Raw genomic sequence first — 22385 nt, 5'->3', positions numbered from 1 at the left:
CAGCCCCCCCTGGCCCCACAGGCCCCGACCGCACCGGTACGTCTCGCCCCCGCCCAAGAAAGGCTCAGCCATGACCCAGCACGGCAGCGCACTCAACTTCCGTGACTTCGTAGAGGAGCTGCTCGCGGCGGGTGATGCGGTGGACGTCCGCACACCGGTCAGCCCCACGCTGGAGGCCGCGGCCGTCACGCGGCGCGTCTACGAGACGAAGAGCCCCGCCCCCCTCTTCAGCAACCTGACCGGCAGTGAGCCGGGGTTCCGGATCCTCGGCGCGCCCGCCGGCCTGAGCAGGGTGCAGGGGGGCACCTACGGCCGGCTCGCGGCACATTTCGGCCTGCCGCGCGACACCACGCCGCGTGACCTCCTGGAAAAGCTGATCACCGCCATGCACGCGGACCCGGTGGCCCCCCGGGTGGTGGAGACCGGACCCTGCAAGGAGAACATCCTCACCGGCGACGACGTCGACCTGGAACGGTTCCCCGTCCCGCTGTTGCACGAGCAGGACGGCGGGCGGTACTTCGGGACCTACGGCTTCCACGTGGTGCGCACCCCCGACGAACGCTGGACGAGCTGGTCGGTCAGCCGCACCATGCTCCGCGACCGCACCACGCTGGTCGGCCCGTGCATGCCCCAGCAGCACCTCGGCATGATCCACCGGATGTGGCGCGAGAAGGGCGAGCGCACGCCCTGGGCCATGGTGTTCGGGGCCCCGCCCGCCGCCCTGGCCGCGGCCGGCATGCCGCTGCCCGCCGAGGTGAACGAGGACGGCTACGTCGGCGCTCTCACCGGCAGCCCCGTCGAGGTGGTCCGCACCGAGACCAACGGCCTGTACGTGCCGGCCAACGCCGAGATCGTACTGGAGGGCTACATCAGCCCCGACGAGACCGCCCCCGAGGGGCCGATGGGCGAGTACCACGGCTACCAGTTCGCCGAGAGCAAGCTCCAGCCCGTCTTCCATGTCGAGGCCGTCACCTACCGCGACGACCCGATCCTGCCGATCTGTGTCGCGGGCCTGCCCCCCGAGGAGAACCACACCGTCTGGGGCACCATGATCTCCGCCACCAGCCTGGACCAGCTGCGCTCCAGCGGCCTTCCCGTCGAGATGGCCTGGTGCTCCTACGAGGCCGCGACCTGCTGGATCGTCGTGTCCGTCGACACCCGCCGCCTGGCCGGGACGGGCATGAGCGAACGGCAGCTGTGCGACGCCGTCGCCGACGTCCTCTTCGGCTCGCACACCGGATGGCTGGTGCCGAAGGTCATCCTGGTCGCCGACGACATCGACATCACCGACATCGACCAGGTGGTGTGGGCCATGGCCACCCGCTACCACCCCGGCACCGGCGCATACCTCTACCCGGACACGCCCGGCATCCCCATGGTCCCCTACCTCACCGCCGACGAGACACGCACGGGGCGCGGCGGCAAGTCCGTCATGAGCTGCCTGCAGCCCGAACAGCTCGAAGGCGGCGCCCGGGGTACGGTCGCGGGCTTCCGCCACTCGTACCCCGAGGACATGCGGAAGCGCGTCCTCGAGAACTGGACCGCCTACGGGTTCTCCGCCCCCGGGCCCCGCTGAACGGGTCCGCTGGGCGCCCGGTACCACCGGGCGGTGATGCACCGCCGCCGTGCCCGGCGGGCGGCACAGGGTCCGCCGTCGGATCGTGGCCTCTTCGCAGGTGCCGGAGGCCACGATCCGAAGCGGACCAATCGGCCAGGGTCAGCTCTCCGGCCCGTTTCGATCTCCGCCGCCCGTGCCGCCGCGCGGCAGAGCTGTGCCGCGTAGCGCGTGCCGTCGGCGCCCCGCGCCCGGGTCTCCGCCTGGGCGGCTTGGGCAGGTCGGCGGCTGTCCGGGCCCACGTATGCGTGGTGGCCTCCTGTTGTGCGGGTACCATATGGGAATGGTTTTCATCACCAATGACTGGTGGCCGACGAAAGGCAGGTAAGACCTTGTCCGCCCACTGCCAACTGACCGGTGCTCAGCCGGGCTTCGGCAACACCATCTCGCACTCGCACCGGCGCACGTCGCGCCGTTTCGACCCCAACATCCAGCGCAAGCGCTACTGGCTGCCGAGTGAGGGCCGGTTCGTCCGGCTGACGCTCAGCGCGAAGGGGATCAAGACCGTCGACAGCATCGGCATCGAGGCCGCCGTGGCCCGCATCCGCGCCCGGGGGGTGAAGGTCTGATGGCCAAGAAGAGCAAGATCGCGCAGAACGAGAAGCGGAAGGTGATCGTCGAGCGGTACGCGGCCCGCCGGGCGGAGCTGAAGGAGATCATCCGTCGGCCGTCCTCCACCGACGCCGAGCGCCGGGCGGCGGTGGAAGAGCTCCGGCGGCAGCCGCGTAACGCCAGTGCGACCCGGGTGCGCAACCGGGACAGCGGTGACGGGCGGCCCCGAGGTCACCTGCGGAAGTTCGGCCTGTCACGAGTCCGTATGCGTGAGCAGGCCCATGCCGGCTTTCTTCCCGGGATCACCAAGTCGTCCTGGTAGCTCCGGCGTTCTTACGGTAGACGGGGTCCTGGCCGTGACTCGGCGGAGTCACGGCCAGGACCCCGTCCGGCGCACCCCGCCCTCTGTGTCTCCGGTCGCGGCGCCCCGCGGGGACTCCGGGCCCACCATCGACCCGGACCCCGACGCGGGCCGGGCCGCAGGGCGAGGAGACCCCCTTGGCTCCGTTTCCGGGGGGCAGAGCTCAGCCCCAGGATGTGCCACCGCTACCGCGACTGCCGCGCCGACAGCACCCCGGCGGTACCGGCCCCGGGCCGCGACACGACGCCCCCGCACAGCCCTGTGAAACTCGCACGCCCCGGATCCGTCGCTCATGCGGCGACGGATCCGGGGCCGGTGGTGAAGGCGGGCGCCGGGGACTGTCTCCAGGTGTCGTCGGTGGTGAACGGCCTTCGTCGTCCCGGGGCCACGGGGCTGTCGGTGGCGGGGACTACAGTCGGCGGTGTGACGGATGATGAGCTTCGAGAAATGCTGCTTCCCTTTCGTACGCGGGCAGTTGAAGAGGGGTACCCGTGGGAGGACATAGACCCGCTACCGGCCGAAGAGGTGGACCGGTGGATCGGCCACGTCCGGCCTTGCGCGGTTCTCACCGGTGGCGGAGACGGGCCGGTCGCGGGCAGGTTCGGCGGGCCGCTGCTGCTGCCCGCCCAGGTCCCGGACCCTGAGCACCCGTACCTCGCGTCCGTCGACTTCGCCGCGCTGCCGAAGGACGCGACGGACCTCCCTCTGCCACCCGACGGACGCCTGCTGCTCTTCGCCTCACTCGATGAAACGGACGGCGACGGCAACTGCGGCCAGGCCATCTACATCCCGGCCGGCACACCGGTGGAGGAACGCGACAAGAACACCTGGAACGGCTACCCCGGCGATGACTACTACCAGAAGATCGTCGATTCCTACCCGCAGGGCGAGTTGAGAGCCAGAACCGAACCGGACCTGCCGTATCACTCACTTCCCGGGTTTCCGCACGCTGACGAGCTGGTCACTGTCTGGTGCGACGCCTCTGACAGAAGAGGGCACCTGCAGATCGGCGGATACGCGGACCAGGAGGACTCCGACCCGGACCCGCTGGAAAGAGTCGCGAGCTGCGCCGTCCGCCAGGCGAAGCGGGGGCGTTGGGGCGGCGATGAGCCGGTGTCGGGCGCCGTCGAGGACTGGGTTCTGCTGGCCCACTGGAACCCGCACATCAGTCATCGGGAAGGCGCGGACGTGCAGTGGGGAATCCAGCGCGCGGACCTGGAGGCCCGTCGCTTCGACCGGACCTTCAGCACCGTCTATTGGAATCCCTGACCGGGCCCGGCGGATGGCGTCCCTGGAATGGGTGTAGGCGATCAGGCGTGGGGTGTGCGCCGGGGCGGGCACCCGAGGACCGCTCAACCTTCGACGAGAATCACTCGACCTCCGCTGCGACAGGTCATCCTTCACCCTCGGTGATCAGCGGGCGGGATGAGCGCGGATGAGGAACGCAGCGAGGCCACCGGCGGCTTCGGGCTCGGTGGTGGCGAGGCGGGCCGCGAACATCATCTGGCCGGCGTCGGCGTCGGCGTCGGCGCCGGGGACCAGGTGGACGAGTTCGGCGAGCAGCGCGGCGTGGGCGAGGACCGACGGCGGGAGAAGGCCGGCAGCGGCTTTCGCGGGCGGCCGGGTCGCGATAGTGCCCGGGGTGCGCGGCCAGGGCGCGGGCGAGCCAGGCGTCGACGTCGGCCTGGACGTACCCGCCGGCTTGCCGGGGCAGTTCGTCGCGTGCGGCTTCGTCGCCGTCGCGGGGCTCGGTCTGCTCCAGGGTGCCGAGCTCGCGCAGCGCCTGGAGCTCGTCGACGCGTGCCGCGATCCGGGCGGCTTCGCGCAACTCGGCTTCCCGGGCGGCGGCGGCCGCGGCTTCGGCGGCGAGTTCGGCCCTGACGACGTCGTCGGTGTCCGGGTCGTAGACAGTTCCCGTCGGCGCGGCGGCGAGCATCTGGTCGATGCGTTCCCACTCCGTGAGCTCCACCCGGCCGCGGACGTCGTCGGCCAGGTCCTCGAACCGGGAGACCTGCCGGGCGTGTTGTCGGTGTCGGTCGTCTTGCTGCCGTCGCTCATGACGGTCCCCCTCTCCATCGTGAGATCGATCTGCGCGGTAGGGGTCTTCCGCCCGGCAGTTCCCTGCCCGGGCACCGGATTGGAGGACCCTGACTACGCGGTCGGACTCTGGGTTCTCAGAGCGGGGTTCCTCGCCGACTCCGAGAACGAGGCGGCGGCAGGAAATCGGCGGGAGGGCTGAAGCGCGTAGTGTCCTCACGCTTCCGCTGGAGTCGGCCCTGCTCTCGTGTGAGACGGCGAAGCCGCACTGGAGCACTCCGGTGCGGCTTCGCCGGGAGATCGAACGCGCCGGCGCGCACGATGCGATCGGTGCCTCGTACGGTCCGTGCGCCTGTGACTCTCTCGGGTGCTTGATGTGCGACCGCACCTTGCCCACTCGTCCGTACGAGAGGTGCGTGGTCCTTCCGGCGCGGCCGGTCATGTGTGTGTGGGGGGCGGGAAGTGGCGATCTTCGGCCGAGGTGGTTCTGACCGCTGCCTCTCTGATCCAGGATCGGGTAATTCGGCTGCTCAGCCCTGTGTGCGGAGAGACATGAAAAAGTCGTCGATATCCATGATCTCTTCGTCTGTGAGGGAGGGTGCGTGCCAATCCGTGCTCGCGCCGTGTTCCATGAACGCGGAAGGAAGGCGCGTGCCGTAGGTTTCCACGTACTCGGCTGTGTCGCGCCGCCAGTAATAGGTACCGTCACTGTGAAGGGCGGATCCACCCATGACCGCGAATTTCTGATCCACGACATCCTCAGTGTGTCCCATGAGGGCGATGATCACGGGTGCCGCTCTCAGATATTCCGCTACACGTGCGCGTTCGTGGAGGGGCATCTGACCGGAGAGTGCCTTGATCTCCTCCGCGTTACGGCTGAAGTGGGACTGGCCGGAGATGCTGCCGAACAAGCCGAGGGGGGTGACGTGACACATGCGATGCCCTCCTGGTCGGACTTTGGCGGCGGTGGATGTGGTCACGTTAGCGCACGCGGGGGCGCCCGGAACGCGGTTCAGGGCGCCCCCGCCGGGCTACTGCCGGGCTGTTCCGGGCCGGTTCACCTCGGGTCGCCCAGGCTGCTCTCAGGCCATCCACGGACCTTGCCGGTCCGTGGATCGAGGTCCACCTGATGACCGCTCGCGTTCCTCACTTCCACGCCACCGAGCGCGTCGGAAGGTTCGTCCGCAGCCTTGCATGCGCCGTGGCAGGTCACCAGCTGGCTGGGCCCGCCGTCGTAGTACGGATTCTCTCTGACCAGATCAGCGATTTGCTGGGGGGTGTGATATCTTCCGCCGGCCCAGGTGAATGACGCGGCAGGCGGAACTCCCATGACGGTCGCTCCGGCCGCACCGTGAGGAGAACGACGCCGATTGCGGCCGGGGCCTGTTCCTGCTGGCCGCGCTGACCGATGAACTACAGACCCAGCCCCTGCTCACCGGGAAGCAGGTGTGGATTCTCCTCGGATGCCCCTCGTCGGCGGCGAGTAAAGAAGCGGACCATGGCTGAACGATCACGAAAGATCCGCGGGGAAACACCGGTCCCGTCCTATCAGGAGAGCGCTCATGCAGGCTGTTCCCGCCGTCCAGGCCGATCTTCCCGCATGGCTGCGCCTCGCGGGCGAGGTCGATGATCTGTTCGGCCCATGGTCGACGAACCCCAGTTCCGGGAGACCGTGGAACGCAACATCAAGCGCGGGACCGCCCTGTGCGTACGCGCTACGCCCGACGTGCCCGGCAGCGCGCTCGCCGGCGGGCTGCTGATGTCGGTCCATCCCCCGCTCTACGAGATCAGCTGGCTGGCGGTCGGCGGCGCCTGGCGGGGCCAGGGCATTGGTGGACTACACCTACGACGCCGACGGCAAGGACCCAGCTCCGGCAGGACCGGTTCCTCGACGAGGCCCGCGAGACTGCCGATCCGGTCCGGCTGATGCGACTGTTCGGGATCACCTCCGGCCTGAAGTGGCCCCACTCGAAGATCGGTTGGGGGGAGATTCCGGCTTGAAGTGGCCCCCGGCTTCCGGGCCAAGTCGGCCCCGGCTCATAGTCGGCTCATCGCAGCAGAGGGTGTAGGCGGGGTCTGTCGGTCTTCGAGGTCGCCGGCACGGATTTCAGGATCGGCTGCACTCGTGTCCGCATGCGACGAGACGTGCGCCGTGGAACGAGCTATGCACCTTCGTTGTCGCCGTGCAGGGAATGGATCACGCTTTGCAGGATCCGGAACGCGTCTGACTGCTCGGTCTCGGTCAGGCTGGCCAGCATTCTGGTCTCGACGGACCGGACGGCTGCGCTCGCCTTCTCGAGGCTTCGTCGGCCGCGAGGCGTGAGCCGCGTGGGAAGCACCTTCCCGACAGGTGCCTCCGCAGGCCTGGTCACGTAGCCGTCTCGTTCCAGGGCCTGGAGTAGCACGTTCATCGTCTGCCGCGTCACGAACGCGCCCCGCGCGAGCTCGGAGTTCGACAAGCCCGGTCGTTGCGCCAGCAACTCGAGGCAGGAGTAGTGCGTCACGCTCATCCCGAGCGGCCGCAGCACCTCCTCCATGGCCGCGCGGAGGGCGCTCGACGCTTCTTTGAGCAGGTAGCCCAGTGACGTCTCCAGGTCGACGCCGACACCTTCTTGACTCATGTCAGTATTCTGACATAAGTTCACGCGTGTCAGAAAACTGACATGAAGAGAAGGAGTGCCTCATGCCCGCCACTGGCCCCGACTTCGTCTCGCTCCAAGTGCGCGACCTCGACGCTTCGCAAGCGTTCTACGAGCAGTACCTGGGCCTCGTCCGCTCGCCGGCCGGACCTCCGCACGCCGTCGTCTTCGAGACGAAGCCGATCGCGTTCGCACTCCGCGACGTCATTCCCGGTACCGACCTCGCATCCGTCGCTCAGCCCGGCATCGGTGCCGCGATCTGGCTCCACGCCACCGACGTCCAGGCCATCCACGACGCGCTCGTCGCCGACGGTCACACGATCGTCTCCACACCGATCGACGGCCCCTTCGGTCGGACCTTCACCTTCGCCGACCCCGACGGCTACCAGGTCACGCTCCACGACCGCGCTTGATCGGCCGAACGCCACCGGACGATCATCAGCGGTTGCGCCACGGGCTCGTGCCTGACGGTGCCGCTCTCAGCCACAGGGACTACGCCCGCGGTGCAGGCGCCGACCGCGAGCGCGGCGCGGATCCCGGCGACCACGTCGCGGTGCTGCAGGTGGCGGTGCGGCAACAAGACCTGGACCAGAGCCTTGGTGCCCTGGGACTCGCCGAGCGTGTGCTTGGCCGTGGACCAGAGTGCTTCGTGGGCGGGGGTGAAGGTGCCCTCACGGCGAGCCTGATCGAGTGCCTCGGAGCCGGCCAAGGCGCCGGGCTTGGCCAGCAGGACTTCCAGGAAGTGGTCCAAGACCACCCGTTCAGCGCCCTTGGTGGTCAGGCGGGGGTGGCGGGCGATCTCGGTGCGGCCGTGGACACCACGACCTCGCTCGAGCGCAGGAGAACGTGGACGGTGCGCCCGATGAAGCGGAGGAACCGAGTAGCGGCAGACCCGGGCGGCGACCATGCCATATCGGTCGACCCGCGGGTTCAGCGCCAGGCCGGTCTCGAAGGGGTCCTCGGGCAGGGGCAGCAGGAGCGGGGCTTCACGGGCGAAGTCCTGGCCGATGGTGCGGATCCGCATCCCGATCCGCCGGTCCTCCTCGGCCTCCCCGAAGCCGGCGAAGGCGTCGTTGAGAGACGGTGACTTCCTCCAACTCGGTCAGGTTGCGGCGGGGGTGCTGCTCCCCCAGAGCCCGCAGCAGGGCATCGAGCTCCTGGTCCTCCTGCATCCTTGGATCGGCGGCGGCCTCCAGGGTGTTCGGGCACCACCCGCACCCGACGCACCGGCTGCGGGCATTGGGGTTGAGGGGCGCGGCCCGGCCATCGTTGCGGAAGTACCCACCGACAGCCTCGTCGGCGTCGATGCGCTCGACGTGCGCAACCACCAAGCCGTTCAGCGACAGCTCGTCACCGCGGAGCCGGAACGGGCTGGCCGGCTGGTTCAGCGGGACGATGATCTGCCAAGCCACGTCTGGGTGGGCGGAGACGGCGCGTTCGTGCTGAGTCGGGGACAGCTCGATGCCGGTGACGCGTGCTCCGAGAGCCTGAGCAAGGTGGACGGCGTGGTGGCCGGCTCCGGAGCCGATGTCCAGCGCGCGGCGGGCGGTGACGTCGCCGAGGACTTCCGCTCCTGGCCCGATCCCTTCCCAGGGCGTCCAGCCGAGCCGGTCGGGGACGGGCGGGGTGTAAGCACGGGCCAGTTGGCGCTGGCCATAGACCTGCCAGGCCCGGATGGTTGGTGTCCTCGGCGGGCACGGTTGCCTCCTGGGTGGGCGTGCTGGGGTGTCAGGTGTGTGTGATCAGGAAGGTGGGGCCCTGACCGTGCCGGGCTCGTTCGACGGCGTCGAGGCGGGCGAAGGCGCGCGGCGCCATCAGCTCCTGCCAGGTGGCGAGGTCGTGGACGGCCCACATGTCGTGCTCAGCTGGGTCGAGGCGGATCCGGTCGAGTTGGTCCGCGGTCAGCCGACCCCCGTCGAAGATGAAACCCACCTTGTTCAGCGGCAGGCGCTGCCCGGCGTGCAGGAAGTGCGTCAGGAGCAGCGTCGGCGTGCTCAGACCAAGCTCGAGGCCCGTCTCCTCGACCGTCTCGCGCCGGGCGGTCTGCAGCGGGTCCTCGCCTGGGGCGTCCAGGTTGCCGCCCGGGAACTGCCAGAGCCTCGCGCCGTAGACCGAGCGCAACTGGATGGGCCGGTCGTGCTCATCGCGGATGTACAGGCAGCCGTACACCGTGTGGTGCGGGACGGTCTGCGCGTACTCCTCGGCCGTCATCGGCATGGGGCGCCCTGGTCGGGCAGGGCGATGGTCGAACGCGAAGGCGAGAACGCCGAGCGCTTCCTCGGCCGGCGGATAGATGCTGCGGAGACTGGCGAGCAACTCCCCGGGCAGCCCGTCCGGATCGATACGCGCGGTCTCCTCCGAGCGGAGCAGGTCCTCGAAAGAAGGGTACGGAGTGATCCGCTGCACGATGACGTCGAGTTCCCGCCCGGTGTCCCGGTCGTGGAAGACGACCGTGTCACCAGCGGCGACGGCGCGCTTTCGCGGCTTGGCCACCCTGACCTCGATCGTCTTGCGGCCTGCTTCCACTTGGCGGTAGTACCGCCCGAGCAGGTGCATGTGGTGCTCTTGCGGATCGCCGCGGGGCGCCGGATTCGGGACGGCTCGGATCGTCTGCTGGGTGTCGTCAGGCACACGTGCCTCCGTTCGGTGCTTTCCGTCTGTTGCCGGTCTGACCGTCGAACCGGGCCAGGGTGTGGTGGCCGCGCTCCTGTGTCGGGGCTGCCGGCGGCCGATCCGCTGCCAAGAAGTGCCAGAACTCGGTTCCGTAGTTCGGTGAAGCCGGCGCTCTCCATCGCGTTGAGCAGCAGCGTGCGGTGGTGACGCGCACGGTCGCTGATGTTCATGGCGTGTGTGAAGCAGGCCCCGTGGCTTTCCTCCGGGGAGGCGTTGACGCGGGTGCCGAGGGCGAGTTCGTGGCCGTACTGGTCGACGAGGGTCACGTCCACGGCCGCGCCCGCGGAGTGGGGTGCGACCTCCGGTGGCGACACGTACCGGCTGGCGGCATGGTGCAGCCTCTCGGCGGTCCAGTCGGGGTGGGCGGCGGCCAGCTCGTCCCGGTACTCGGTGAAGTAGCGCTGCTGGAGTGCGAGCGGCCGGTAGCCCTCGATGAACAGGAGGTCGGTGCCGGCGGGCAGGAGCGAGCGGGCGTGCTCCAGGCGGTCCAGGACGCCCTCGCGAGGGATTCCGGTCTCCTCGTGCATCTCCCGCAGCGCTGTCCCGGCCAGGGACTCGTCACAGGGCTCGGCGTGCCCGCCGTTAGGAACAGTTCGCATGTCTCAGTTCCCCTCCTGTCTCACTGGCACCCGGTGGAGACGCCTGAACGATCTACTGCGAACCGTGCGGCAACTGTCTCAGGCGGTTCAGCAGCCGCTGAATGCGATCGGGACCCGCATGCCCGGCCTCCTCCGCCAGCGTCCAGCCGTTCTTCCGCTCCAGCGGCGCGACCAGCCCCCGCATGTACGCCAGAGCAGACTGACGCGGCTTCTCCCGGTTGAACCGGTGCACGAACCGCTCAAGCAGAGCGCTCGGTTCACCCGCCCACAACCTGACACAGCAAGGTCCCCACCCATGACCACACCAACGACCGAGCTGGCCACCAGACACGGCACACACCGTTGCAGTACTAAAGACCTCGTCCCACCGCTGGTAGAGGAAGCCGCCCTCCTCCCACGATGCCTTCCATGCGGCGCGCAGCCGTGCGAGCCGCATGGTGCCGGGCTCGCCGTCCGGTTCGAGGACCGGCCGGTCCGGGGCCGACGACGATCCATCGTTGCGATTGGAGGTGCCGGTAACATCGAGGTCCGCGACCAAGTCGCCCTGCGCATCCACGACGGCGCGTTCTCCGCCATGGACCTCACCGCCCGCCCTCCCCGCAATTCGGAGGAGAGGACGCTGTTGTGCCGTTCCGCGCGTTGCTCCGATCCGCACCGGCCGAGTTCTGCTCCTCCGTGTCGCCGCGGACGCGCTACCTGGAGGGCCGCATCCGTCCGGCGCGCTCCTTCACAGGCCATCCACGTCTGCCGAGAACTGCCGGCGGCTGACGGCCATCTAACTAGGCGCACAACGCAGGGAGTTGACGGTCGGTTCGGCTCGTCTCGGTCTTAAGGAGTTGTACATGAAGTCATGGCGTTCCCGGGTTGCCGCCGCTGTCGCGGTCGGTGTTGCCGCAGTCACCATTCCGCTGACCGCGGGCTCGGCGTCCGCTGCGGCCACCGACCCCGACGGTTTCCGTCTGGTCGGTGGATGGGTCAAGTACCAGTCGTGCATGAATGATGGTCAGGACGGCCTCGGCTCCTATTGGGGGGAGTACCAGTGCCGGTACGTACCCGACGCCGAGGGTGGGTGGTGGGCTCTCTGGGTCCGCTGAGCGGACGCTGACGCGCTGAACGCGGATGAGTCCGGCGGGGCGCGTCGGCCGAGATTCGTGCGGCCTGCCCCGCACGTCGACCGGCCGGAGAGCCCTCCGCGGTGATGTCGCAGGTGTGAGTACCGGCCGACGCCTCTTTGCGTCGGCCGGTACTCACCGGCATGGGCGGCGGCGCGACCGTGCTGCGTCATGCCGGTGCTGTTGGCGGAACTCAACGCGGCCTCACGCCTGGACTGGTCCCACTGCGTGATCGACTCCTCCCACGATCGCGCCGCTGGAACGGAAGAACGGCTGGACGCTGGCGGAGGAGGCCGGGCATGCGGGTCCCGATCGCATTCGGCGGCTGCTGAACCGGATCGAGTGGGACGCCGACGAGGCCCTGGACGACGTACGCGACTACGTCGTGGAACACCTCGGAGACCCAGAGATGCCGTCCTGATCGTCGACGACACCGGCTTCCTCAGCTACGCCTACGACGCCGCCGACCAGCTCACCTCGACCAGCACCGGCACCTCGACCACCACCGGCACCTCGACCACCGCCTACGACCACGACGCCGAGGGCAACCGGACCAAGGCCGGCGCCGACACCTACACCTACGACCTGGCCGGACAGATCTCCACCGCCACCGTCCGGGGCGTCGGCTACGCCTACGACCACGACGCGAGCGGCAACCAGGTCGCCACCCTCAAGGACGGCGCGGTCACCAACCGCACCCAGTGGAACCCCAACGCCCCGCCGCCGATCCTGGCCACCGAGTACGACAGCGCCTGGACCGTCAAGCAGTCCTACCACTACGACCCGCTCGGCCAGCCCACCGCACCGAGACGGGCGCCGGGGCGCTCTTCTACTACCACCACGACACCCAGGGCTCCTCGGTCGACGTCGCCGGAAGCACCGGGACCCTCTACCAGCGCTGGATCTACGACTCGTTCGGCACCCGCGTCCTGAACACCACCACCAGCGGCACGCCCGCGAGCACCCCGTCGTACACCGGCGCCCGGTACGAGACCAGCACCGGCAATCTCGATCCGCACGCCCGCCAGTACGACACCGCCACCGGTCGCTTCACGTGGCCCGATCCGGCCGCCCGGGACCTGTCGACGCCGTACGCTTCCGCGTACGCCTACGCCTACGCCGACAACGTGCCCAGCGTGCGGGTGGCGCAGAGCGCGGCGTCGCATGGCTATTCCGCGGCCGACATCAATCAGATCTACAACCACCTTTTCATCGAAACGCATCAACTCGACGCGAGAATGCTGCGGTTCGACGCGACCCGCGTATCGCCAGGGCCTGGGAACGCCTTCAGAACGGAAATCCACACCCCAGTGATTTCGATCTGCTCGCACATGAACTGTACGAGTCGAACTGGATGCGTCAGCACGGCGACCAGAACTATCGCCGCGCCCATCAGGCGACCCTGGACGCCGGCCACACCTGGGACGAACATGCGCCCGTGGCGGACGGTATAGGGTTCAGGTGATCAGATCCCGGGCGCGAGCGAACTGGTGGGAATCCCCGTGACAGCATCACTGACGTGCAGGAAGATCCACTCTCTGGAAGCGGGATCCGTCTACGCCTGGGAAGCCGCGGAAGGTGTCACCGGAAACATTCTGATCGACCCGGAGGGATCAGTCGCCCGCCCCTGCACGCTGGAGGGGACAACACTCGGTGACATGCTTCTCGACAAAAACATCGGGAATGTGGGAAATCCCGACCCGGACCCGAAACTTCACCGTGCTTTCCTGATCGCGGCATCGGCGATCTTCCAGGAAGGGGAGCGGCAGGGGCGACTGCCTGACAAGATCACGCGTACCTACTGGTAGGCGCCACGTCACCACCCGAGAGGCCGTGCTCTCCCAGAGCCCGGCCTCTCGGCCTTCCACAGGGGGATGTGCTTCGGCTCATGAGAGCGGCGTGGCGGCCCATGCAGGGACCCGGAAACCCCACCCGCAAGCCACCGACCGACTGCCCAGCGCGAGTATCTCTTCAACACGTGGCGGCAGCTCGGGGCTGCAGCAGGAAGCGGGCGCCGATGAACAGCACGAAGAGGTCGGGGACGGCCGCCAAGGTGCAGGCGGTGGCGGTCACGTTAGGGCTCCATCACCGCCGCGGTGATCCTGTGCATGTGTCGGGCTGCGGCGGGGGACGAGCGCCAGCACACTCAGTCCGAACATCAGCACACCCAGGGGCACGTGCAGGGACGGAATGTGGGCGATGCCGAGCAAGACCTGAGCCGAGGCGAGGGCGAGGAAGCCCGAAGCGTGCCAGACGGGCCGCAGCGAACCGCCGCCCGGCTTCCACGCCAGCACCGCCGCGAGCACGTACAGCATGGTCGCGCCGTACATCACACGTGCTCCCACGCTGTGCAGCGTCTCTCCGTAAGTGGAGGTCAGCAGTAGACCGGCGGATACGGCTTGCAGGAATATGGTCAGCGTCTGCAGAGCGCCCGCGGTCCTGAGGAATAGGGAGTGACGACGACCGTTCACCGTCGGTGACACCTGAGTGGCCATCCCACGATCTCCATTTCTGCCCCTGGGGCAGTAGACGTGTGCTGATCTTGGTCGTCGGCCGCATTGCGGATCGCCCTGCACGAGGCAGGCGAAGGGTGGCCGACGAGAGGACAGTCGGCGCGTAGTCGGTCCGCGGCGGCGAGGTGGGAACGGTTCCCCCTCGCGCCGCCTCGCCCAGCCCGTCGTGACCGCGCAGCTGCACCTGTCAGGTCGCTCGTGCCTGCTGGGTGGAATGCAATACCGCGGTCAGGAAGCTACGCACCGTCTCCAGTTCGCCCGTGTCGAAGCCTTCCGCGACCGCCACCACCTCGGCGATCACCGGCCCGAAGAAGGACCAGCCGAGCTCCGTCGCCTTCTCCTCCACCTCCAGCAGCACGCGTCGCCGATCGACGGTGTCCTTGGTGCGCCGGACCAGCTCAAGCCGCTCCAGCCGGTCGACCAGGGCGGTGGTACCGGCCGAGTTGAGGCGCATCTGACGACCGAGCCATCCCGGCGTGGCAGGGATGTCCTCCCGCGCCGAGTCCAGTAGGTGGATCAACGCGCGTACGTCGGTGGGGTGCAGACCGTGACGTGCGGCGAACTCGGCGCCGAGCAGGTCGAACTCCACGGTCACCGCACGCAGCACGTGGACCAGCTCCATCACCGGACTCTGGTCGTTCATTCACACTCCCTGGGACCCATGCGTAATATCTCGCTCACCGAGATTATCGCTCGACGAGAGGAAAGCCCAGTGTCCCGGACCGCTTTCGACCTCGCCTACGACGAACTCCGCGGCCACTGGCCGCACCCCACCGAGGAGCGCGACATCGTCACCCCCTACGGGCGCACCCGGGTCCATGTGTACGGTCCCGCCGATGGCGCCCCGCTGGTGCTGCTGCACGGCGGCTCCGCCACCGGGCTGGTCTGGTTCGCCAACGCACCGGCTCTGGGCCGGCATCACCGCATCCATGCCGTGGATCTCCTGGGCGACGCCGGCCGTACCGACCGGAGCGGCGGCACACCTCTGAAGACCGCCGACGACCTGACCGCGTGGCTGGACTCCCTGCTGGATGGGCTGGGCCTCACCCGTACGCACATGTGCGGCCACTCCTACGGCGCCTGGCTGGCCGTCAGATACGCACTCCACGCACCCCAGCGGGTCAACCGCCTGGCCCTCCTCGACCCCACCCAGGTCTTCACCGGTTTCAGGCCCGGCTACCTGTTGCGCGCACTGCCCCTTCTCCTGCGCCCCAGTCAGGCCCGCGCTGCCGCATTCCTGGCATGGGAGACGGCGGGGACCCACCCGGACAAGTCCTGGCAGCGCCTGTATGCCCTGGCCGCCACCGTTCCCGGCCGCAAGCTGATCACAGGCTCCCGCCCCCGGGTGGCCGACCTTGGTATGCCCGTCCTGGTCCTGCTCGCGGAGCACAGTCGCGCCCACCATGCCGGGAAGGTCGCCGACCGAGCCTGCCGGAAGCTGCCGCAGGGCAAGGTGGTGGTACTGCCCGGAGCCACCCACCACTCGCTGCCCCTTACCGCGCCGCAGCAACTGAACGAACACCTGACGGCGTTCCTGGGCTGATGCGGATCCACTCGGACTGCTGTCATCCATCAGTCGTCTGCTGGATGGTCTTGAGTGTCTGACCTGCTCCGTTCTCGGCCGCCAGATGTTTCGCCGCCCTTGCGGCGGCTCGGTTGCGTGCCCGCTGCTTCACTACGCGGTCCAGCGAGTCGGCAAGCCGTTCGGTGGTGAGGGACCGGAAGGGTATCGGGTCGGTGGCGGCGCCGAGGGCGGCAAGCCGCATTGCCCGAAACGGCTGGTCCGCGGTCACGGGGACGGTGACCGCGGGCACTCCAGCGCGCAGCGCGGCGGCAGAGGTGCCGGCCCCGGCATGGTGGACCACCGCAGCCAGGCGCGGGAACAGCAGTGCGTGCGGTACGTCCCCCATGGTGGGCACGTCGTCCCCGTCGGCGGCGAGTCCGGCACTGCCGGCCTGGAGGATCGGTGTGCCCGTGGCCCCGGTGAGGTGCCAGCCCAGCGGGGCGGTAGTGGTCGACAGCAGGAGCAGGTCCGTGCCCTTGTCCAACGCGTCGGCGAAGCCCTGACCCAGTTCGGTGATGAACGCGGCAGCCGTGCGCATCAGTTCACGTCTGCCTGTGCCGCCGCCGCGCCCACGGGTATGGGCGGGCAGACTGCGGAACTTTAGCCCTGCGTCGCGTGCGAGGGGTGCGAAGGTGTCGGTGGCGGCGAGGGCACCAGGCCCCGCCACTGCTTGAACAGGCTGAATGATCGTTCTACGAGGTTCAGCACGCTCGGGAATCACCGTGCGGATGCCACGGACCGCGAGGTCTGCGCGGACCTGCTTTGAGGAACCTGCGCTTGTAGGTCTCGGTGTCCAGAGTCGGGACCCCGGCTGGCTCGCGCCCGGTGGCAGGAGTACCGCTCTTGCTGCGGCGGGTGGCGGCGCTGGTGTCCGTCTCCGGCCGAGTCGTGTTCGTGGCGTGCAGGTGAGCCCGGTTGATTGTCGAGTCGACCATGACCGTCCAGTCGATCCCATTGATCGAGTCCGCCTGGGCGGTCAGTCGAACCAGAACCATGTCCCAGGTGCCGTCGGCCGCCCACCTGCGATGGCGCTGCCACATCGTCTGCCAGGGACCGAATGCTTCGCGGGGCAGATCTCTCCAGGGAATGCCCGTGCGGTATCGGTAGATGATCCCTTCGATGATGCGACGGTGGTCGGCGGACGGGCGCCCTGCCTTCCCCGCGCGGCGGGGAAGGCAGGGCGGCCAGGCGGGCCCATTGTTCGTCGGTCAGCAGGCGCATGGGCCCGCTCGTGGTCACCGAGGCTGGTAGGCGGTGGCCAGCACGGAGACGGTGACCCGGTCGGGCAGGACGCCGCCGTCATTCAGGTCTGCACGACTCACGTGGCGTGCACTCGGCGTCATCGCAACCAGGTCCAGGGCATCCAGCCTGGTCAAGGACGCGAAGTACTCCACCTGTTCAGTGACGGCGACCTCGAAGAACGGGTGGAGCGCCCGGTGCAGGCGCTGTTCCTTGACCGGGTCGATCGTGACCATCACAGGCACCTGCCCACGCAGCTCGGCCAAGTGCCGCCCGGTGGGTCGGACCACGATCAGCCGGCCGGTCGGGCGCAGTACGCGATGGAACTCGGCCGGGTTGCGCGGGGCGAACACGTCCAACACGACATCGGCCGCCCCGTCGGCCAGTGGGAAGGGCCGGAAGACGTCCCAGGCCACCGCGGCGGCTCGGTCATGGGCACGGGCTGCCAAGCGCAGTGCGCCCACCGATGTGTCCAGCCCCAGACCACGGGCGCCGGGCAACTGGTCGAGTACGCCGGCCAGGTAGTAGCCGGTGCCGCACCCCACGTCCACCACCGTGCCCTGCTCTGACACGGCGTCGGCCGCCAGGCGGGCCCCGACTTCGCGGATGGGCGCGTAGGTGCCGGTGGACAGGAACCGGTCCCGGGCCTTGACCATGGCTGCGTCATCGCTGCTGGTGGCACGGGTGCCCGTCAGCAGGCTGGCATAGCCGTGACGGGCGATATCGAAGGTATGGCCCACCGGGCAACGCAGCGCACCGCACTCGGGGTGCAGGCGGCGCGTTCGGCACGTCGGGCAGCGCAGCAGGTCGAGGGACAGATCGAGGGCAGGGGGAAGCGACACGGGCACGAGGCACTCCTGGCAAGGGGTGAAGGGAAGGGATCATGCCTGCGCGCTCAGAGCGTCACTGCCTCAGGAAGGAACGGGCAGCATCTGGAGGTGATTCACGCAGCAGGCACACCAAGGAGGGCGACGCCGTCCGGCATCGCCCTCAGCGTCTTCCGATCACAGGAAGCAGCAGTGCGGGGTGCTCATGAATGCCACGTCATAAGTCTACGAGCACGACGGAGCCCTCGATGTCTCCGTGCCCAAAAATGGGGAGCAGGTGCAGCAGGGACCACGCGTGTCGGCGGGCCTTCCGCTGCGCCTTCGCGATCAAGGCCAGGGACGTCTCGTCCAGTGCGGCCGGCAACCGGCGGGTCGTGGAGTCCGAGGCGGGCCGCCCGAACAGTCCACGGTGGTGCAGGCCCAGGTGCTCGGCCTCGCTGTCGACGAAGGCGTCCCCGAAGAGGCCCGCGGCTTCGCCGAGGCTGTCGACGCGGGCGTCGTTCGGGTCGTCGTCCGAACGTACAGGTGCGAGGTGACCGTCGGACTCGAGTTACGGTTCGACCCGTTTCCGTAGGAGGCCATCGCCTGGTCCCTCGATCTGCCACACTCTCCGAAACATCGAGGTCCCCTTCCCGACATGTCGGGAAGGGGACCTCGGTCATCCGATGGGCGGCGTCTCGCTGCGCCGCGGTGTCCACATCGTGCTGATGGACGTCGTCGGTGCGCGACACGCGTATCTGTCACGAAGGCTTGACCTCAGCGACTGTTCTTCGACCTGAGTCGGAACAGGTTCGCGTTCTGGACCGTGTAGGTCAGACTCACATAGGCGGATATTGCGCGAGTGGTGAGGAAGACGAACTCGTTGAATCGCCTGTGCTGGCTCAAGACTGTCGCTTCCACGCGAGGATCCGAACTCGAACAGAGCGGGTAACCGTCGGAGTCCGGGTGATATGCGTTGAGAGTGAGGGTGTTTCCCTCTGCCGGACTGTTCACTGCGCCATTTGTCGAATTGAGATACCTTCCGTCCTGGTTGACCGCGTAGAAGCATTTTTCATCGTTCCTGTCACCCGCTGCGAGCAAGGTGAACTCTTCGCTGGGGTCGTTGCTGTCGAGGACCATTTCCAGCGGGACGCCTTCCTCGGGGGAGCCGTTCAGCGGGCGAAGGACTTGACCGGGTGACTCGGTCGAGTCAGTGATCTCATACACCTCCAACGCCTGGTCGGCATCCTGGAAGAACCAGCGCTGGCTCGAGTCCTCGACGTCCCAGTCACGGCCGAACAGCCGTTCCTGACCCGACACCACGACGGATGTGAGTGCCTGGCCGGTGTGATGGTTGACCAGCATCCAGGTGTGATCGTCCCCCTCGACCAGAGCCCAGAGCGATTCGGTTCCGTACCAATGCGTTTTCGTGTAGACCTCCGAGTCGGCCGTGTCGATCTGTCCGAGATAGGCACCGGAGTACACGTGGCGCACACGGTGGTATCCGGGGTACTCGGGATCCGCCTCGATCTCGAAGTTCTGCAGTGGCAGATGATGCGGATCGACCGGTACCGCGACCACCTGACTACCGTCACCACTTTGACCGGAGGGCAGGGCCGACTTCCCGGTCTTGGCGCCGCGAAGTACGATCCTCTTCTTTGTCGGCCTCGGGGGCGGCCTGTCATGCCCGCCGCCAGGCGGTGTTTGACCGGGTTCGTCCTCAACCCGAGCGGCGTTCACGTAGAACGTCGAAAGGCGGTGATCCGAAAGAGATGAATCGTGGACCTGTCGCGCCGCGACGGTGACGGCGTTGGGCATGTCCCTGCCTGCCGTGACCGCATAGTCGTATTGATATTCCCTGTTGGGTCTGTGGTAGGTAGGGGCGGCTGGTCGATGGACGGTGAAGTCACTAGCGAAGATGGAGCCTTCCAGGTTCGACGGGGTGCGGTTGAAATCTCCCATGACGACATAGCGCATCGGAGCTCCGTTCGGACCCGCGGCGCTCATTTGCCGGTTGATATTGCGCAGGATCTGAGGGACGTCCGAGCCATTGGTCTGTGATCCTCCATGCAAGGTCCAGTACACGGTGTCGCCGAGGCGGACTCCCAGCGCAGGGCGACCCGTGGAGACCCCGTTACTGTTCACGGGCCCGGCGGCGACCCATACATGGGTTTGCCCGTCGTCCAAGGGCAGTCGTGAATAGGTGATGATGCCGATGTTGTTTCGACCTGTCGTGCTGATGTCGTTGTGTGTGTGCAGCCAGTACACATACCCTCGAGGCCGGGCCGGTGTTCCCAGCGGCACCTCGAGGACGTCCTCAGACACGCGTTCAGTGCCGGCCGCGTTCCACCGCACATATTGGTTCTGCGGGATTCTGCGCACATTCGGGTTGTACCCACCAGGGTTGTACCGGGGTGGCCTGCCGGCCTCCTGCACGGCAACCAGGCTGAGATTGAACGAGTCCAGCTCCATGAGCTGGACGATGAGGTCGTAAAGGTCGTAGTTCTCGCCCACGAGCCTGCTGGTCGCACCGCGCATGTTCCAGGTACCGACGGTGCGCTGAGCTTGGCGCGGCCGGGGTTCGAGTTCGCCGCCGGTGTTGTCGAGGAACAGGGAATGCCGGTTGCCGACGTCGAGGGGTGCCACTCCCTTCCCCAAGAAGTCCTGGGTCTCCCGGCCGGTCCAGTCCGCGATGACCTGACCGTCCTGGCCCAGGTGCTGGAACTGGTTTGCGTCGTTCGTATTCGAGCCGAACTGGAAGGCAGTACCGGAGCGAGTACCGTACGGCGTGTACGGCTCGAACGGCCCGCCCGCGGTGGCCTGTTTGATCAGTGTGTTGTTGTAGAAGACGTTCCGTGGCCCGGAGGAACCGGCCCACTTGGCCGCCTTGGGACCGGCCGCCCACCAGATGGGGTACCAGGTGCCCTCGTCGATCTGACCGCCTTCACCGCCGCAGTTGGCGCTGCAGCTGGCCGAGCGGTGCTCGTAGGGAGTGCGCACGGTGTTCTGCTCGAACAGGTTGCCCTGTTCCCAGCCGCCGTGCAGGTTGAGGTCGGAGTCGAGGTCGTTGCGGAAAGCCACGTTGCCGCTGGCCGCCCACTGGAAGGTGAAGTGGCGCAGGTTGCGGCTGATGTTGAGCGCCCACAGTGAGTCCCAGACGCGGCTGCCGCGCAGGTAGCCGTTGCCGCCCTTGCCCTTGTTCCAGGCGCCGTCGAAGCTGTTGCGCTCGATCTGCAGATTGCGCGCGACCTCGGTGACGATCGGATGCGAGCCGGTCATCGTCGCCTTGAGCCCGCGCGCCCAGCTGTTGGCGGCCCACTTGAAGACGATGCCGTGCATCGCGTACTCGGGCGCCAGGTTGCCGTAGTTGTGCTTCGCCTGCTCGGGGGTGAGCGAGTACGTGCCGCCGCCCAGCTTCGGCAGCCCGTTCATGTCCTGGGTGAAGGAGAAGTCCTCGAAGCCGACCCCTTCGACGGTGGTCAGCGGAGTGACCTTGCTGGCGTAGGGGGTGGGTCCCAGCGGGGCGGATCCGTCCGAGACGGAGTCGACCGGAAGGTCCCACTCCAACGGGCGGTCCAGCGTGATCGTCTTGGCGACCGTGTCCTTGCCGACGAGCCGGAACATCTGCTGACGCATGTGGAGGGACTCCATCAAGCTCGTGTCAGTGATGCCCTGTTGCTCGTAGAACTTCATGCTGTTGGCCGCGCCGACCCAGACGTAGCCGTTCAGGACGAGCTTGTCCATCTTCGCTTTCGCGTCCAGCTGCACCACGGAATGGCCCTGCCGGGCCGCGTATCCGGGGTCGTCGCCCTGGGCGCCCAGCTTGAGTCCGGAGGCCCAGTGCTGGTTGATGCTGCCTTCGAAGAGGTCCTTGCGGTTGGCCGGGGCCGCCGCCCAGTCGTCCTTGTACCGCTCGGCCATGTCCCGGGTCTGCACCCGGAACAGACCGCGCCCCGGCCATATCCAGCCGCCCTTGCCCACGTCGCTGCCGCTACCGGCCGACATGGCGTCCTGGTCCCAGCGGCCGTTGACCAGCGTGTCGTACCGGGTGTTGACGTCGGGGCGGAACACCAGGCGGGTGCCGTTCTCGCCGGAACCCTTCCCTCTGACGGTCAGGAAGCTGGCGTCGACGTAGATCTGCCGCGACACGTCGAGTTGGCCGGCCGGCAGCTCGATGCGCGAGAGCCGGCCGAGGTTCGCCTGCGGGGAGCAGTCGCTCTTGACGTAGTCGATCGCCCTCTGCAGTCCGGTGGTGTCATCGACTCCGTCGTCGGCGATCACCTTGTACGTGGACGCGAGCTCTCCCGCCGAGATGATGCAGGAGGTCTGCGTTGTCGCACCTGAGTCACCGCCGGGCAGATCCAGGCCACCTCGGTATCCCACGCGCGACCAGTCCGGCAGGCCGGCGGGCGGGCTCGTGCGGTTCTCGTGACTCAGATCCGGCCCGGATGCCCCCGGCCCGGTGGGTGGTGGGTCCTCCTCTGCCGCCGCGACGGCCGGGGCGGCCATGGACGCCACAGGAGTGAGTGCCGATGCCGGGGCGATCCCCGACATCAAGAGTGAAAGCAGCAGGCCTGACGCAAGGCCCGCCGCTGGTCTACCTGGTTTCACGGGAACTCGATTTCTGCGTGCTCGTTTCGTACCTGCACGCGAGGTGGGGGTGAGAAGGGCTCGG

General features: G+C 68.1%; 21 protein-coding genes and 7 pseudogenes. 13 read left to right on the top strand and 15 right to left on the bottom strand.

What is annotated here, in order from left to right:
* Nucleotides 1-70: 70 nt before the first annotated feature.
* From KUM32_RS06605 to KUM32_RS06585, 5 genes are all read left to right on the top strand, one after another.
* Nucleotides 71-1576, top strand: coding sequence for a UbiD family decarboxylase (locus tag KUM32_RS06605; RefSeq protein ID WP_217140835.1), 1506 nt, complete (start codon nt 71-73; stop codon nt 1574-1576).
* A 371-nt stretch (nt 1577-1947) separates the two neighbouring features.
* Nucleotides 1948-2184, top strand: coding sequence for a 50S ribosomal protein L28 (gene rpmB, locus KUM32_RS06600; protein ID WP_217140834.1), 237 nt, complete (start codon nt 1948-1950; stop codon nt 2182-2184).
* Nucleotides 2184-2489: a 30S ribosomal protein S14 gene (rpsN, locus tag KUM32_RS06595; RefSeq protein ID WP_217140833.1), complete on the top strand. Its 306-nt coding sequence runs from the start codon at nt 2184-2186 to the stop codon at nt 2487-2489. Before rpmB ends, rpsN begins: the two co-directional genes overlap by 1 nt.
* Nucleotides 2490-2876: 387 nt before the next feature.
* Nucleotides 2877-3797 (top strand): DUF1963 domain-containing protein, encoded by a 921-nt coding sequence (locus KUM32_RS06590; RefSeq protein WP_308408608.1) that lies wholly within the window; start codon nt 2877-2879, stop codon nt 3795-3797.
* Nucleotides 3798-4170: 373 nt separating this feature from the next.
* Complete coding sequence (locus KUM32_RS06585; protein WP_217140832.1) at nt 4171-4767, top strand: hypothetical protein; 597 nt, start codon at nt 4171-4173, stop codon at nt 4765-4767.
* A gap of 328 nt (nt 4768-5095) precedes the next feature.
* Here the strand turns inward: KUM32_RS06585 and KUM32_RS06580 are convergent, their stop codons facing one another.
* Nucleotides 5096-5500: a hypothetical protein gene (locus KUM32_RS06580; protein WP_217140831.1), complete on the bottom strand. Its 405-nt coding sequence runs from the start codon at nt 5498-5500 to the stop codon at nt 5096-5098.
* A gap of 707 nt (nt 5501-6207) precedes the next feature.
* On the opposite strand from KUM32_RS06580, the gene KUM32_RS06575 reads away from it, so the two are divergent.
* Complete coding sequence (locus KUM32_RS06575; RefSeq protein WP_217140830.1) at nt 6208-6492, top strand: hypothetical protein; 285 nt, start codon at nt 6208-6210, stop codon at nt 6490-6492.
* A gap of 235 nt (nt 6493-6727) precedes the next feature.
* Here KUM32_RS06575 and KUM32_RS06570 read toward each other — a convergent pair whose 3' ends face one another.
* Nucleotides 6728-7186 (bottom strand): MarR family winged helix-turn-helix transcriptional regulator, encoded by a 459-nt coding sequence (locus KUM32_RS06570; RefSeq protein ID WP_217140829.1) that lies wholly within the window; start codon nt 7184-7186, stop codon nt 6728-6730.
* Between the two features lie 62 nt (nt 7187-7248).
* Between KUM32_RS06570 and KUM32_RS06565 the strand changes: the two genes are divergently transcribed.
* On the top strand, nt 7249-7617 hold the full coding sequence (locus tag KUM32_RS06565) for a VOC family protein (protein WP_217140828.1): 369 nt from the start codon (nt 7249-7251) through the stop codon (nt 7615-7617).
* Here KUM32_RS06565 and KUM32_RS06560 read toward each other — a convergent pair.
* From KUM32_RS06560 to KUM32_RS06535, 6 genes and pseudogenes are all read right to left on the bottom strand, one after another.
* The gene (locus tag KUM32_RS06560; RefSeq protein ID WP_217140827.1) at nt 7587-8228 is read right to left on the bottom strand and encodes a hypothetical protein; all 642 of its coding nucleotides are present in this window, start codon (nt 8226-8228) and stop codon (nt 7587-7589) included. The genes KUM32_RS06565 and KUM32_RS06560 overlap by 31 nt on opposite strands.
* Nucleotides 8191-8616 carry a hypothetical protein gene (locus tag KUM32_RS44935; protein ID WP_308408611.1) on the bottom strand — a complete coding sequence of 142 codons (426 nt, stop codon included), beginning with the start codon at nt 8614-8616 and terminating at the stop codon, nt 8191-8193. The genes KUM32_RS06560 and KUM32_RS44935 overlap by 38 nt, the downstream gene beginning before the upstream one ends.
* Nucleotides 8614-8902 (bottom strand): annotated as a pseudogene (locus KUM32_RS44930) (methyltransferase domain-containing protein); the annotation flags it as partial. The gene KUM32_RS44935 and the pseudogene KUM32_RS44930, both read right to left, overlap by 3 nt.
* A 30-nt stretch (nt 8903-8932) precedes the next feature.
* Nucleotides 8933-9835 carry an NUDIX domain-containing protein gene (locus tag KUM32_RS06545; RefSeq protein WP_308408607.1) on the bottom strand — a complete coding sequence of 301 codons (903 nt, stop codon included), beginning with the start codon at nt 9833-9835 and terminating at the stop codon, nt 8933-8935.
* Nucleotides 9836-10029: 194 nt separating this feature from the next.
* Nucleotides 10030-10404: pseudogene (locus KUM32_RS45215) on the bottom strand (dipeptidase); the annotation flags it as partial.
* 151 nt (nt 10405-10555) lie between these two features.
* Nucleotides 10556-10773: pseudogene (locus KUM32_RS06535) on the bottom strand (IS701 family transposase); the annotation flags it as partial.
* Nucleotides 10774-11318: 545 nt separating this feature from the next.
* Between KUM32_RS06535 and KUM32_RS06530 the strand changes: the two are divergent.
* The 3 genes and pseudogenes from KUM32_RS06530 to KUM32_RS44925 form a co-directional block, all read left to right on the top strand.
* A complete protein-coding gene (locus tag KUM32_RS06530) occupies nt 11319-11570 on the top strand; it encodes a hypothetical protein (RefSeq protein ID WP_217140826.1) in 252 nt (83 codons plus the stop codon).
* Nucleotides 11571-11835: 265 nt separating this feature from the next.
* Nucleotides 11836-12036: pseudogene (locus tag KUM32_RS06525) on the top strand (transposase); the annotation flags it as partial.
* 253 nt (nt 12037-12289) lie between these two features.
* Nucleotides 12290-12655, top strand: a pseudogene (locus KUM32_RS44925) (hypothetical protein); the annotation flags it as partial.
* 155 nt (nt 12656-12810) lie between these two features.
* Here the strand turns inward: KUM32_RS44925 and KUM32_RS43285 are convergent.
* The gene (locus KUM32_RS43285) at nt 12811-13020 is read right to left on the bottom strand and encodes a hypothetical protein (RefSeq protein WP_254405134.1); all 210 of its coding nucleotides are present in this window, start codon (nt 13018-13020) and stop codon (nt 12811-12813) included.
* Between the two features lie 70 nt (nt 13021-13090).
* Here KUM32_RS43285 and KUM32_RS06515 point away from each other — a divergent pair, with 70 nt between their 5' ends.
* Nucleotides 13091-13396, top strand: a complete 306-nt coding sequence (locus KUM32_RS06515) for a hypothetical protein (RefSeq protein WP_217140825.1) — start codon at nt 13091-13093, stop codon at nt 13394-13396.
* A 261-nt stretch (nt 13397-13657) separates the two neighbouring features.
* On the opposite strand, the gene KUM32_RS06510 is transcribed toward KUM32_RS06515, so the two are convergent.
* Both KUM32_RS06510 and KUM32_RS06505 read right to left on the bottom strand, forming a co-directional pair.
* A complete protein-coding gene (locus KUM32_RS06510; RefSeq protein WP_217140824.1) occupies nt 13658-14083 on the bottom strand; it encodes a hypothetical protein in 426 nt (141 codons plus the stop codon).
* 205 nt (nt 14084-14288) lie between these two features.
* Entirely contained in the window at nt 14289-14744 is a 456-nt protein-coding gene (locus tag KUM32_RS06505; protein WP_254405121.1) for a MarR family winged helix-turn-helix transcriptional regulator, read from the bottom strand.
* A 69-nt stretch (nt 14745-14813) separates the two neighbouring features.
* Between KUM32_RS06505 and KUM32_RS06500 the strand changes: the two genes are divergently transcribed.
* The gene (locus KUM32_RS06500) at nt 14814-15644 is read left to right on the top strand and encodes an alpha/beta hydrolase (RefSeq protein WP_308408606.1); all 831 of its coding nucleotides are present in this window, start codon (nt 14814-14816) and stop codon (nt 15642-15644) included.
* Between the two features lie 22 nt (nt 15645-15666).
* Here the strand turns inward: KUM32_RS06500 and KUM32_RS06495 are convergent.
* From KUM32_RS06495 to KUM32_RS06485, 3 genes and pseudogenes are all read right to left on the bottom strand, one after another.
* Nucleotides 15667-16317 (bottom strand): annotated as a pseudogene (locus KUM32_RS06495) (glycosyltransferase); the annotation flags it as partial.
* A gap of 2 nt (nt 16318-16319) precedes the next feature.
* Nucleotides 16320-16904 (bottom strand): annotated as a pseudogene (locus KUM32_RS06490) (IS5 family transposase); the annotation flags it as partial.
* Entirely contained in the window at nt 16901-17752 is an 852-nt protein-coding gene (locus KUM32_RS06485; protein ID WP_217140822.1) for a methyltransferase domain-containing protein, read from the bottom strand. The pseudogene KUM32_RS06490 and the gene KUM32_RS06485, both read right to left, overlap by 4 nt.
* 388 nt (nt 17753-18140) lie before the next feature.
* On the opposite strand from KUM32_RS06485, the gene KUM32_RS06480 reads away from it, so the two are divergent.
* Nucleotides 18141-18305, top strand: coding sequence for a hypothetical protein (locus tag KUM32_RS06480; protein ID WP_217140821.1), 165 nt, complete (start codon nt 18141-18143; stop codon nt 18303-18305).
* A gap of 182 nt (nt 18306-18487) precedes the next feature.
* Here KUM32_RS06480 and KUM32_RS06475 read toward each other — a convergent pair whose 3' ends face one another.
* Entirely contained in the window at nt 18488-22219 is a 3732-nt protein-coding gene (locus KUM32_RS06475; RefSeq protein WP_217140820.1) for an endonuclease/exonuclease/phosphatase family protein, read from the bottom strand.
* Nucleotides 22220-22385: the final 166 nt, after the last annotated feature.

The sequence above is a fragment of the Streptomyces sp. AC627_RSS907 genome (assembly GCF_019049165.1).
This window is presented reverse-complemented; position numbering and strand designations above follow the sequence as displayed.

Coding starts and splice junctions, on each gene's coding strand:
- KUM32_RS06475 (WP_217140820.1), bottom strand. CDS start 22,219: ATGGCCGCCCCGGCCGTCGCGGCGGCAGAGGAGGACCCACCACCCACC.
- KUM32_RS06505 (WP_254405121.1), bottom strand. CDS start 14,744: ATGAACGACCAGAGTCCGGTGATGGAGCTGGTCCACGTGCTGCGTGCG.
- KUM32_RS06510 (WP_217140824.1), bottom strand. CDS start 14,083: ATGGCCACTCAGGTGTCACCGACGGTGAACGGTCGTCGTCACTCCCTA.
- KUM32_RS43285 (WP_254405134.1), bottom strand. CDS start 13,020: ATGTTCGTCCCAGGTGTGGCCGGCGTCCAGGGTCGCCTGATGGGCGCG.
- KUM32_RS06560 (WP_217140827.1), bottom strand. CDS start 8,228: ATGCGGATCCGCACCATCGGCCAGGACTTCGCCCGTGAAGCCCCGCTC.
- KUM32_RS06605 (WP_217140835.1), top strand. CDS start 71: ATGACCCAGCACGGCAGCGCACTCAACTTCCGTGACTTCGTAGAGGAG.
- KUM32_RS06565 (WP_217140828.1), top strand. CDS start 7,249: ATGCCCGCCACTGGCCCCGACTTCGTCTCGCTCCAAGTGCGCGACCTC.
- rpsN (WP_217140833.1), top strand. CDS start 2,184: ATGGCCAAGAAGAGCAAGATCGCGCAGAACGAGAAGCGGAAGGTGATC.
- KUM32_RS06580 (WP_217140831.1), bottom strand. CDS start 5,500: ATGTGTCACGTCACCCCCCTCGGCTTGTTCGGCAGCATCTCCGGCCAG.
- KUM32_RS06570 (WP_217140829.1), bottom strand. CDS start 7,186: ATGAGTCAAGAAGGTGTCGGCGTCGACCTGGAGACGTCACTGGGCTAC.
- KUM32_RS06530 (WP_217140826.1), top strand. CDS start 11,319: ATGAAGTCATGGCGTTCCCGGGTTGCCGCCGCTGTCGCGGTCGGTGTT.
- KUM32_RS06575 (WP_217140830.1), top strand. CDS start 6,208: ATGGTCGACGAACCCCAGTTCCGGGAGACCGTGGAACGCAACATCAAG.